Origin of the sequence: Aurantimonas sp. HBX-1 (genome assembly GCF_021391535.1) — a bacterium.
Lineage (GTDB): Bacteria > Pseudomonadota > Alphaproteobacteria > Rhizobiales > Rhizobiaceae > Aurantimonas.
In genome coordinates this window covers 3,133,319-3,144,515 of sequence record NZ_CP090066.1, presented here as the reverse complement: position 1 = coordinate 3,144,515, position 11,197 = coordinate 3,133,319, and the positions used below count along the sequence as shown (strand labels likewise).

The window sequence follows — 11,197 nt, the reverse complement described above, 5'->3', positions numbered from 1 at the left end:
GCCCCCGTCAGTTCGCGGGCGCCGGCAGCGACCATTCCGCCATCGCCGCGGCGATCGGCGTCGGCGGCGTCGTTGCGGTGGTGACCGTCGCCTGCAGGAAGAGCATCCCCGGCTGCAGCGTGGTGGGGATGGTCAGGGTGATCTTCGCCCCCGCGTCGATGGTGACGTCGCCGCCCTGGATCTTCGAGGGAAATGCCTGCTGCGGCGAGAACTGCGTCGCGGTGAGCGTCGCGATCGGCGTGGAGCCACTGACGAACTGGAATTGCACGATGTTCGCCGCCGCCCCGCGCACGATCGTATGGGCCGAGAGCTCGCCGTTGATCACCTGGGTGAACTCGGCGAACACCGGGTCGGCGCCGGCGACCCAGGTGACCACCGCGCCCCGGTAGGGCGTAGCCGTCCCGGCCTCGCTCGCCACGACGTCCGCCTCCACGGAAGACAGCAGCGGCGGTGCCTGGAGATCGAGCGTCAGGCTGCCGGTTGCCGAACTCGTGCCGGACTTCACGTCCAGCGCGAGGCTCGGCTGCGCCAGCGTCAGGCGCTGCATCGCGACGACGCTGCCACCCAGCGCGGCCGTCACCGTCGCGTCGCCGCGGTCCGGGTTGGCACTGGCGGTCAGGGCGAGCGGGCCGATCGTCCGGGTGCCCTGGTTGGCTGTGCCGGAGGATGCGGGCGGCGCGAACGCCCGCACGCGCGGCTCGAGCGGCGGCGCCGCAGTGGTCGACGGCGCGGCTGGCCGGGGCTCGGCCGCCGCTGTCGGCGCTCTCGTCCCCGTCGTGGAAGGCGTCGACGTCGCAGGTGCCGGCGCTGCGGGAGCCGCTGACTGCGCTCTGGCGGTGGGACTGCCGGCACTGTTGCATAGCAGGCCTCCTGCCAGCGCGATCGCGAGAAGCGACCCCCCGATCGTCCATCGGGAGGCGAGATGTCGGGCGACGCCCGCCGCATGCAGGCGCCGCATCACCGCGGCCACGCGCGAAAGCTGAACGACGGCTCGGGCGGCCGATGCCGGACCGTCGTCATGGCCGTGCCATCGCGCCGTAGCGGCAACTGCCGCACGATTATCCGCCCGGCACCGGCCGTACGGCCCGGCGATGGCGGGCCAGGGCAGCGGATCGGCTGCCGTGAACCCGGCGTCAGCTCGTGGTGCTCGACGACAGCGTCCAGGTGGCGACGGTCGCGTTGAAGGGGATCCCATCGGGCGCGGTCGGCGTGACGACGGTCAGCGATGCGACCACCGAGCCGGCCTGTCCCGCCGTCGGGACGGTCAGGGTGAAGCCGCCGCCCTTCTTGATCGTCAGCTGACCCGCGACGATGTCGAAGGGAATGGTCGCGGTCGGGGTGAACTGGGTCAGCGTCGTGCTCCACAGCGTCACCGAGCCGTTGACCAGGGCCACGGTGGCGTTCTGGCGCGCATCGCCGGTCACCGTCGTGCTGATGGTCAGCTGGGGCGACAGGACGAAATTGATCACCAGCGGAGAGGCCGCAGCCAACTCCGCGCTGAAGACTTCTGCATGTGACACGAGCGCGATCTCCCGACAGTGAATGAATTCAACCGACGGGCGATCTCCTGTCTTTGGCCGCCCGGTTACTCATAGAAACACGGGTTTTGTTCACCGACAACAGGGGGGAGCGGTACAGAAGCGTTCTCGATTGAAAAATATTTTAGTCTGAGACCCAAATTGCAGCAACGCCGGCACATTGGAGCAGTAAAGAATACAATGCCCTAACGGTAATTTGAACGGCAAACCTGCGGGGATTGCAACCTATGCGAGAGGTTTGCCGGGCTCGCAGCCGGGCGGCGGCGCCCCCGTGGCGCCGCGCGACCTCCGCTTTCGGGGCTTAGCGCCGCCCGGTCGGGTTGACGTCGCGGACGTTATTCCGCGGCGGGCTGCAGCCGGTCGTCGCGGTCGGGCTTGGCCCGTTGCGGGAACTCGGTGACGCGCTGCCAGCTCGGTCCGAACAGGTCCGGCTGCGGCGGCCTTGCGGGCTCGGACGGCGCGCCGCCGTCGGCGGTATTGGGCTTCAGGAGCCACCCGAACAGCCGCCCGACGACATGGCTGAGATCGTCCATCAGCGTGTAGACCGACGGGATGAAGACCAGCGACAGGACCGTCGAGACCAGCAGGCCGCCGATCACCGCGATCGCCATCGGCGCGCGGAATTCGCCGCCTTCGCCGGTCGCCATGGCCGCCGGCACCATGCCCGCCGCCATGGCCAGCGTGGTCATGATGATCGGGCGCGCCCGCTTGCGGCCGGCATCGATGATCGCCTCCATCTGGCTGACCCCGTGCTTTTCCTGCTCGACCGCGAAATCCACCAGCATGATGGAGTTCTTGGTGACGATGCCCATCAGCATCAGGATCCCGATGACCACCGGCATCGAGATCGCCGTATGGGTGAGAAGCAGGGCGCCGACAACGCCGCCGACGGAGAGGGGAAGCGAGGCGAGAATGGTAATCGGCACGAAGAAGCTGCCGAACAGCAGGATCAGCACCACCAGCACCATCATGATGCCGGCGCCCATCGCCGAGGCGAAGCCGGCAAAGACCTCGCCCTGGATCTCGGCGTCGCCGACCTCCTGGACCCGCACACCCGGCGGCATGTCCTTGATCGCCGGCAGGGCCATGATGACCTCGCTGCCCTGGCCGATCTCGTAGCCCGGCATCATCGAGGTGCCGACCTTGACCAGCCGGTCGCGATCGTAGCGGTCGATGGTCGAGGGGCCCTGGCCGAATCCGATGTCGGCGACGCTTTCCAGCGGCACCGAGGCGCCGCTGCCGGTGGTCACCCGCAGGCTGCGGATGGTCGACAGATCCTCGCGCGCATCCTCGCGCAGCTGCACCCGGATCGGCACCTGCCGCGTGCCGACATTGAACTTGGCAAGGTTCGCCCCGACGTCGCCGATCGTCGCGACCCGCACCGTTTCCGAGATGGTCTCGGGCGCGATGGCGAGGTCGGCCGCCTCGTCGAGGCGGGGGCGGATGCGGATTTCCGGCCGGGCGAAGGAGGCCATGGCCGAAGGGTTGGCGAAGATCGGCTCCCGCCGCATCTGGCTTTCGAGTTCTGCCGCCACCGCCGCCACCTTCGCGCCGTCGGCGCCGAGGATGCCGACCGAGAGTTCCCGCTCGCCGCGATCGTTGACGTAGAACGACCGGATGTCGGGGATCGCCGCCAGCCTGTCGGCGATGACCGGCTCGAGGTCGCCCTGGCTACGGGTCCGCTCGAACTTGCGGGTCAGGTTGATGGTCAGCGCCGCCCGCCGTACTTCCAGCGTGCCGGTCGGGCTCGATCCGCCGATGACGAGGACGCTGCGCACTTCCGGCAGTTCGCGGATGCTCGCCACGGCCTTGTCGGTCACGGCGCGTGTCGTCTCGAGTGTCGAGCCGGGCGGCAGTTCGAGCGAGACCACGATGCGCGACGCGTCCTCCTTCGGGATGAAGCCCGTCGGCAGGTACTTGATGCTGTCGATGGCCAGCGCGAACAGTGCGATGCCGACGGCGAGCGTGATCCAGCGCCAGCGCACGGTGGCGCGCAGGAAGCCGGTATAGGCCCGCATCAGCAGGCCGTCGTGGTGCTCCGCCGGATGCGGCATGCCGATATAGGCGAACAGGATCGCCAGCACGACCGCACCGCCCATGATCGCCAGCGAGAGTTCCGCCGCGAGGTCGAAGCTCACCGGCGGCAGCGCCGCTGCATAGCCGGCGATGGCGGCGAGCGCCGGACTGTCGGCCGCCGCGCCCGGAAGCGCCGCCAGCGCGAACAGCAGCCCGATCGCCAGTCCCGCCAGCGGCGCGGCGATCAGCAGGTTGCGACGGAGCATGCGGCCGAAGCCCGGGCCGCTGGTGGCATGCGGGTGGAAGAAATATGCCGCCAGCATCGGGGTGATCAGCCGCGCGACGAGCAGCGAGAAGAACACCGCCACGGCGACGGTGAGGCCGAACTGCTTGAAATACTGGCCGGCGATGCCGCCCATGAAGCTGACCGGCGCGAACACCGCCATGATCGTCAGGGTGATGGCGATGACGGCGAGGCCGATCTCGTCGGCCGCCTCCATGGCGGCTTTGTAGGGCGGCTTGCCCATCCCCATGTGGCGCTCGATGTTCTCGATCTCGACGATCGCGTCGTCGACGAGGATGCCGGTGACCAGCGTGATCGCCAGCAGGCTGACGAGATTGAGCGAGAAGCCCATCAGGTCCATCGCCCAGAAGGTCGGGATCGCCGCCAGCGGCAGGGTGATTGCGGCGACCGCCGTCGCCCGCCAGTCGCGCAGGAACAGCAGCACCACGATGACCGCCAGCAGCGCACCCTCGCCGAGCGTCTCCATCGCCGACTCGTAGTTGCCGTAGGTGTAGGTGACGCTGTCGTCGATCTTGGTGAACTGCACGTCGGGATTGCCGGCCGCGAGTTCCTTGACCTTGCCGGCCGCCAGGTCGGCGACGGTGGTGTCGCTGGCGCCCTTCGAGCGATAGATCGAGAAGGCGACCACCGGCTGGCCGTCAAGCCGGGCGAAGGAGCGCGGCTCCTCCCAGGAATCGACGACGTCGCCGAGTTCGCTGAGCCGGACCTGCCGGCCCCCGGGCAGGGAGATCTTCGTGGCGCCGAGACCCTCGACCGTATCGGCCGAGGAGAGGGTGCGGATCGCCTGTTCCTGGCCGCCGAACTCGCCCCTGCCGCCCGAGAGGTCGACATTCGTCGCGCGCAGCTGCCGGTTGACGTCGGCCGCGGTGATGCCGAGCGCCGCCAGCCGGTCGGGATCGAGGCGGACCTGGATCTCGCGCTCGACGCCGCCCATGCGCTCCACCCGGCCGACGCCGTTGAGCCCCTGCAGGGCGCGGATCACCACGTCGTCGACGAACCACGACAGCTGCTCCGGGGTCTTGCCCGGCGAGGAGGCCGCGTAGGTGACGATCGACTGGTTCTCGACCTCGATGCGCTGGACGATCGGCTCCTCGATCGTGCGCGGCAGGTCCGAGCGGATCTTGGCGATCGCGTCCTTGACGTCGTTGGTGGCGCGGTCGACGTCGATCTCCAGCCGGAACTCGGCCGCGGTGATCGAGGAGCCGTCGGTGATCGTCGAGGTGACGTGCTTGAGGCCGGAGATGCCGGCGATGGCGTCCTCGACCTTCTTGGTGACCTGGGTCTCCAGTTCCGACGGCGCGGCGCCGGACTCGGTGATCGTCACCGAGATCACCGGCACGTCGATGTTCGGGAAGCGGGTGATCGGCAGCGTGATGAAGCTGACGATGCCGAGGGCGATCAGCACCACGAAAAGGAGGATCGGCGGAACCGGGTTACGGATCGCCCAGGCGGAGAAGTTCCAGCTCATCCCTGCACCTCGGCCGATTGCAGCTCGGTCGGCGTCACGCGGTCGCCGTCGCGCACGAAGGTGCCGGCGAGCGCCACCACCGCCTCGCCCTCCGACACGCCCTCGACGATCTCGACCTCGCTGCCGGTGTTGATGCCGATCGTCACGGGCCGGCTCTCGATCGTGCCGTCTTTCACCACCTGCACCACGGACTCGTCGCCGTCGGTGACGACGGCGGTGTTGGGCAGGACGATGCCGCGGCTGCGGGCGATCTCGATGGCGCCGCGGGCGAAGCTGCCGCTGCGCAGCAGGTCCGACGGCGGCAGGGCGATACGGACGCGGCCAAGGCGCGTCGTCTCGTCGACGACGGGCGAGACCAGCCGCACCGTTCCCTCGATCGGATCGCGCGTGCCGGGCAGGGTCACGGTCACCTTCTGGCCCTTGGCCAGCGAATTCAGCACCGACTCGGTGACCTCGGCGTCGAGCTCGATGAGGCTCTCGCGGGCGATCTCGAACAGGCCGCCGCCGGCCGCCGACGCGATGGCGCCGAGCCGTGCGGCCCGCGACAGCACAAGGCCGGCGGTCGGTGCGGTGATCACCGCCTTGGACTTCTTCAGCTCCAGCTGCTGGCGCTCGGCCAGCGCCATCGCCTTGTCGGCCTCCGCGACGGAGACGCCCTGGACGGCGCTGGCGAGCCGCGACGCGGTCGCGGCGGCAGCGGAGATCCGCTGGTCGAGCACGTCGCGGCCGACAATGCCCTTTTCGGCCAGCGGCCGGGTCCGCGCCAGCGCGGCGTCGGCCTCGACCTTCGCCGACTCGGCCTCGGCGATCTGGCTCTTTGCCTGTGCCACGGCCGCCTCCGCGCGAGCGACCTGGGAATCGTTGCGCGCAAGATCGGTCTCGATCATGTCGGTCTCGAGCCGCGCCAGCACCGCGCCGGCGGCGACCGTGTCACCCTCGTCGGCGAGCAGCGCGTCGATGCGCAGCCCGTCCACTTCCGCCCCGACAACGACGGTCTCGCGCGGCACCAGCGTTCCGGTCACCACCACGGTCGCGACGATCTCGCGCGCCGTCGCCTTGACCACTGACACGCTGGGGGGCTGCGGCGCGGTCGCGGTCGCGGCCGGGGCATTGCCCTCCTGCGCAGCCGCCGGCCCGGCGGCTAGTAGCAGCGCCGCGAGCACCAGCAGGTGAACCGGGTGACGGACGAACATTGTGGCCTCACTGGCGGGGCATCCCGCAATCTGAAATCGTGAACTGCCGGATGCGCCGGCACGTGTGTTTCCGGCCGAAGCCGCTCGATCAGGGTCCGCCCAGAAGCCCGCGGACGAGGCGCCGCAGATACGGCTCGATCGTCTCGATATCGGCGTCGTCCTCGATCTGCAGCCGCATCACCAGCCCGTCGCCGATGGCGAACAGCACCGTCAGCACGACGGCGATGTCGATGCCGGGGTCGATCTCGCCGCTCTCCTGCGCGCGCAGCAGCGCCGCCTCGAAGGCGCGCCGCACCTCGGCCTCGATCTCGTGGAAGCGCTGGCCGAGCGCGGTGTTGCGGATGCTTTCCGACCAGATCTCGACCATCAGCCCGCCGGTATCCGGATCGATCGTCTGGCGCAGATAATCCATGCCGACTGCGGTGATGCGGTCGACGAGGCTGCCTTCGCCGTGCAGCGCCGCGACGCAGGCCGCCGCGTCGACGCGCTCCTCCTCGGCGATGGCTTCGATGATCGCTTCCTTGGACGGGAAATACCGGTAGAGGGCGCCGGGGCTCATCTGCGCCTCGGCGCAGATCTGCTGCATCGACGCGCCATGAAAGCCCCAGCGCGAAAAGCAGGAGCGCGCCGCCGCGAGCACGTGCATCCGCCGCTGGTCGTGGGCGGTGGGAAGGGCGGCGGGGGATGCGTGCGGAGAGACGGGCAGATCAAGGTCCATGGAACGACGCGAAGCAAAGCGAGAGCGAATGATCGTTCTCATAACCCAAACGGGCGCAATCGTCCATCCCCCGGGTGTGCTTGCGCCCGAGGCCTGGTGCGTCGGAGAGTGTCACGACAGAGCGCGCAGATCGGCCCGTAACTGCTGCGGATCGGTGTCCGGCAGCAGGCGGTCGATTTCCTCGTGAGTCTGGCGCCAGACCGGCACGGCCGCTGCCAGCACGTCTCGCCCCGCCTCGGTCAGCTGCAGCCGCCGGCTGCGCCTGTCCTTCGGATCCGGGATCGCCTCCACCAGTCCGCGCCGCTCCAGCGGCTTGAGATTGGCAGTCAGCGTTGTGCGGTCCATGCCAAGCAGCGGCGCGATGTCGCTGATGCGCGGCGGTGCCGGGCGGTTGAGCGACATCAGCAGCGAGAACTGTCCGCTGGTGATGCCGTGCGGGCGCAGCACGTCGTCGAAGCGCCGCGCCAGCGCCCGGGCCGCCCGCTGCATGTGCAGGCAGAGGCAATGGTCCCGGACTTCGAGCGTCACGGAAAGCGGCAGGTCTTCGCGCATGGTCATGGATGAAATATGTTGACGTCAACCATAATGTCAACGACGGCGGGGTGGTCACGCTGCCGCAGGCAGGCCGGAGCGTCTTTCCGCGGCTGCCGGCCTACTGCCGGGGTTCGCCTGTTTCCAGCGCGGGGTTGCGCGCATAGCCCGGCCCGACGGTCAGCGGCTGCTCTGGAACCACGGCGTCGGCCATCTGCGAGGTCACGGTGAACTCATCCTGGAAGAGCACGGCGTTGTCGCCGTTCTGGATCAGCCTGACCGTGACCCGGTAGGGCCGGTCCTTCTCGACGCCGCGTATCGGCGGTGTCCGCAGGGAATAGCGCTTGGTCCGCGGGTTGAGCCGCTCGCTGACGCGGATCGGCGGTCCGCCGCCCGGGTCCTCGAACTCCGCCTCGAGCAGCGACATGTTACGGACAGGCTTCTGCACCTCCGCCGTGAAGCCGTAGAACACCTCGGCGACCCGATAGTTGAAGATGAAGCCGGCTCCGGCGATCTTCAGATAGGGCTTGTCAGCGACCGGCTCGCGGACGGCGAGGCCGATCGCGACGAGGATCGCCAGGAGTCCGAGGGCACCGACGACGATCCGGGTCAGCCCGGCCGGGCGGGCGCGCGGCTTTCGGTTGCCGGCTCCCGCGGACATCGCCACGCCGGCAGCCGGGGGGCGCCGGGCCTGTGTACGCGCTGGTTCCATCGCACCGCATCCGGGACCTGCCTGCAGGGTCGCAACCTAACCAGCAAACCGGCCGGCCTGGCAAGACCACGTTGAAGCGACGTGCACCGCCGGTTCGGCGAGCGCTCCGGGGTCAGCTCTCGGCCCGTCGGCGCCCCACGCCGACATAGCGGAAGCCGTGCCGCTCGACCTCGTCGGCGGGGTAGACGTTGCGCAGGTCGACGAGCAAAGGCTGGTTCATCCGGCCGCGCAGCCGCGCGAAGTCGAGGGCGCGGAACTCGTCCCATTCGGTGACCAGCACCAGCGCGTCGGCGCCCTCGGCGATCTCGTAGGGGTCCTTGCCGAAGACGACGCCGCTGGTCATTTCCCGCGCCGCATCGGCGCCCTCCGGGTCGTAGGCGCGGATGGTGGCGCCCTTGTCCTGCAGCGCCTGGATGATGGCGAGGGAGGGGGCTTCGCGCATGTCGTCGGTATTCGGCTTGAAGGTCAGGCCGAGGATGGCGATCGTCTTGCCGCGCACGTCGCCGCCGCAGGAAGCCACCACCTTGCGGGCCATGGCGCGCTTGCGGGTGTCGTTGACCGCCACCGTCGTCTCCACGAGCCGCATCGGGCTGTCGTGGTCCTGCGCGGTCTTGACCAGCGCCAGCGTGTCCTTGGGAAAGCACGAGCCGCCATAGCCGGGACCGGCATGCAGGAACTTGTCGCCGATGCGCTTGTCGAGGCCGATGCCCTTGGCGACCTTCTGGACGTCGGCACCGACCTGCTCGCAGAGATCGGCGATCTCGTTGATGAAGGTGATCTTCATCGCCAGGAAGGCGTTGCCGGCATATTTGATCAGTTCCGAGGTGCGCCGCTCGCAGAAGAACAGCGGCGACTCGTTGAGATAGAGCGGGCGGTAGACCTCGCGCATCACCTTCTCGGCGCGCGGGTCCTCGGTGCCGATGACGATCCGATCCGGCCGCTTGAAGTCGGCGATCGCCGCCCCCTCGCGCAGGAATTCCGGGTTCGACACGACGGCGAAATCGGCGTCCGGGTTTTCCTCGCGGATGATCCGCTCGACCTCGTCGCCGGTGCCGACCGGCACGGTCGACTTGGTGACCACCACGGTGAAGCCCTGCATGGCGCGGGCGATCTCGCGGGCCGCAGCGTGGACGTAGCTGAGGTCGGCATGGCCGTCGCCGCGCCGCGACGGCGTGCCGACGGCGATGAACACGACGTCGGCCGCCGCCACCGGGCCGGCGAAGTCGGTGGTGAAGCGCAGCCGGCCGGCGGCGAGGTTCGAGCGCACCATCTCGCCGAGCCCCGGCTCGAAGATCGGGATCTCGCCGCGCTCGAGCGCTTCGATCTTGCCGGCGATCTTGTCGATGCAGACGACCTCGTGGCCGAAATCCGCAAAGCACGCCCCCGAGACGAGGCCGACATAGCCCGAGCCGATCATTGCCAGTCGCATGTCTTCTCCAACGATCCCGTCCAGCGTCCCCGAATCAGCGCGGGGCGGCGACGCCTGATCTGCCGGCGATAGCGGCGCCGTGTTGCACTGTCGTGTCGCTTAGCGCTTTCGCGCCGTCGACGCGACGGGGGTGCTGATCCGGAGGGCGGAGGGGGAGGGGAACAGTGGCGCGTGGCGCGGGGAGGGGTGCCGACGGCGTCAGCGCGCTGGAACGTCAGCCGGAATGCCCGGGAACAACCGCGCTTCGCAACGGCCGGCGATCGCGCGCGCCGGTCGGAGCCGCATCCAGACCCCCGAACAGCAAAAAGCCCCGCGTCCCTTTCGGGAGCAGGGCCTTACCAGGCGGACCGCCCTTGGGCCGTCACGCGCTACGCATCAATGCATCGGAAACGCCAGTACATCCGTGGTCGAATCCGGTGCCGATGCGGCAGGCTCGCGGCTTTGCAGCCGCGCGCCAAACTTTAGGAGACGATCGACAGGTTGTCGGCAGACATCTTGCCGCTCTTGCGATCGGAGACCAGCTCGTAGGAGACCTTCTGGCCGTCCTTCAATCCGCTCAGACCAGCGCGCTCAACGGCGCTGATGTGGACGAAGGCATCATTGCCGCCGGAATCCGGCGCGATGAAACCAAAGCCCTTTTGGGAGTCAAACCATTTTACGGTTCCCGTCGTCATGGGAAACCCTTTCCAAATATATAGTTCAGGCCGCTCCGCATTCGTCGCGGAGCGTTGTAGATCGATCTGTCAGGAGCGAATACTTGATCAAGGCGCTGCGAGCAGCGCAAGCCAACCAGTCCGGCCGTCTATCGACCCGCCTTATATGCACGCAGCCACACGTCATTACAAGGATAATCGGTCGAGGATGGGAAATTCCCCGCCACGACCGTTCACGAGAGCAGGACCGCACAAGATTTGACGAAGCGGCTTGCGGGGACCCTGCCGCCCGGCTATACACCGCGCCGCAGGTCACGGAGTGTAGCGCAGCCTGGTAGCGCACCTCGTTCGGGACGAGGGGGTCGCAGGTTCGAATCCTGCCACTCCGACCAGCATCCTCAGGAACATCCCGACTTCCCCCGCGCGTTTCCGCCGCTTTGCGCGGCCGCGGCGGGCACAGGATCGCCCGATCAGGGGCGGCATCCGCCGGCCGGTTATGCACGCCCGCTAAACCATCGATCAGTCAGCGGTGTCGGGCCCCCCCGAACATGGCCGTCGGTCAGCGAAATTGCGATAGAACCGCTCGAGACGGCGAGTCGGACGCCGGTGGCGGCCGTAAGCTCTCCTGCCGCGGT

9 protein-coding genes and 1 tRNA gene are annotated in these 11,197 nt (G+C 68.7%); 1 reads left to right on the top strand and 9 read right to left on the bottom strand.

The annotated features are described in order from the left end of the window. Nucleotides 1-7 precede the first annotated feature (7 nt). The 9 genes from LXB15_RS15030 to LXB15_RS14990 all read right to left on the bottom strand — a co-directional run bounded on the left by LXB15_RS15030 (nt 8) and on the right by LXB15_RS14990 (nt 10,583). Nucleotides 8-691 (bottom strand): hypothetical protein, encoded by a 684-nt coding sequence (locus tag LXB15_RS15030; RefSeq protein WP_233949211.1) that lies wholly within the window; start codon nt 689-691, stop codon nt 8-10. Nucleotides 692-1,133: 442 nt separating this feature from the next. Next, complete coding sequence (locus tag LXB15_RS15025) at nt 1,134-1,520, bottom strand: hypothetical protein (protein WP_233949210.1); 387 nt, start codon at nt 1,518-1,520, stop codon at nt 1,134-1,136. A gap of 353 nt (nt 1,521-1,873) precedes the next feature. Next, nucleotides 1,874-5,326 carry an efflux RND transporter permease subunit gene (locus LXB15_RS15020; protein ID WP_233949209.1) on the bottom strand — a complete coding sequence of 1,151 codons (3,453 nt, stop codon included), beginning with the start codon at nt 5,324-5,326 and terminating at the stop codon, nt 1,874-1,876. Beyond that, nucleotides 5,323-6,519 (bottom strand): efflux RND transporter periplasmic adaptor subunit, encoded by a 1,197-nt coding sequence (locus LXB15_RS15015; RefSeq protein WP_233949208.1) that lies wholly within the window; start codon nt 6,517-6,519, stop codon nt 5,323-5,325. Before LXB15_RS15015 ends, LXB15_RS15020 begins: the two co-directional genes overlap by 4 nt. Nucleotides 6,520-6,607: 88 nt before the next feature. Beyond that, on the bottom strand, nt 6,608-7,237 hold the full coding sequence (locus LXB15_RS15010) for a TetR/AcrR family transcriptional regulator (RefSeq protein WP_233949207.1): 630 nt from the start codon (nt 7,235-7,237) through the stop codon (nt 6,608-6,610). A 111-nt stretch (nt 7,238-7,348) separates the two neighbouring features. Continuing rightward, on the bottom strand, nt 7,349-7,795 hold the full coding sequence (locus LXB15_RS15005; RefSeq protein WP_233949206.1) for a MarR family winged helix-turn-helix transcriptional regulator: 447 nt from the start codon (nt 7,793-7,795) through the stop codon (nt 7,349-7,351). Between the two features lie 94 nt (nt 7,796-7,889). After that, nucleotides 7,890-8,429, bottom strand: coding sequence for a hypothetical protein (locus LXB15_RS15000; RefSeq protein ID WP_233949205.1), 540 nt, complete (start codon nt 8,427-8,429; stop codon nt 7,890-7,892). A gap of 163 nt (nt 8,430-8,592) precedes the next feature. Next, nucleotides 8,593-9,909: a UDP-glucose/GDP-mannose dehydrogenase family protein gene (locus LXB15_RS14995; RefSeq protein WP_233949204.1), complete on the bottom strand. Its 1,317-nt coding sequence runs from the start codon at nt 9,907-9,909 to the stop codon at nt 8,593-8,595. Between the two features lie 461 nt (nt 9,910-10,370). Beyond that, a complete protein-coding gene (locus tag LXB15_RS14990) occupies nt 10,371-10,583 on the bottom strand; it encodes a cold-shock protein (RefSeq protein WP_163044716.1) in 213 nt (70 codons plus the stop codon). Nucleotides 10,584-10,877: 294 nt separating this feature from the next. On the opposite strand from LXB15_RS14990, the gene LXB15_RS14985 reads away from it, so the two are divergent. After that, a tRNA-Pro gene (locus tag LXB15_RS14985) sits at nt 10,878-10,954 on the top strand. Nucleotides 10,955-11,197: the final 243 nt, after the last annotated feature.

Bases quoted from the DNA above. Each gene is read 5' to 3' on its own strand.
- LXB15_RS15020 (WP_233949209.1), bottom strand. From the start codon at position 5,326: ATGAGCTGGAACTTCTCCGCCTGGGCGATCCGTAACCCGGTTCCGCCG.
- LXB15_RS15015 (WP_233949208.1), bottom strand. From the start codon at position 6,519: ATGTTCGTCCGTCACCCGGTTCACCTGCTGGTGCTCGCGGCGCTGCTA.
- LXB15_RS15010 (WP_233949207.1), bottom strand. From the start codon at position 7,237: ATGGACCTTGATCTGCCCGTCTCTCCGCACGCATCCCCCGCCGCCCTT.
- LXB15_RS15005 (WP_233949206.1), bottom strand. From the start codon at position 7,795: ATGACCATGCGCGAAGACCTGCCGCTTTCCGTGACGCTCGAAGTCCGG.
- LXB15_RS15000 (WP_233949205.1), bottom strand. From the start codon at position 8,429: ATGTCCGCGGGAGCCGGCAACCGAAAGCCGCGCGCCCGCCCGGCCGGG.
- LXB15_RS14995 (WP_233949204.1), bottom strand. From the start codon at position 9,909: ATGCGACTGGCAATGATCGGCTCGGGCTATGTCGGCCTCGTCTCGGGG.
- LXB15_RS14990 (WP_163044716.1), bottom strand. From the start codon at position 10,583: ATGACGACGGGAACCGTAAAATGGTTTGACTCCCAAAAGGGCTTTGGT.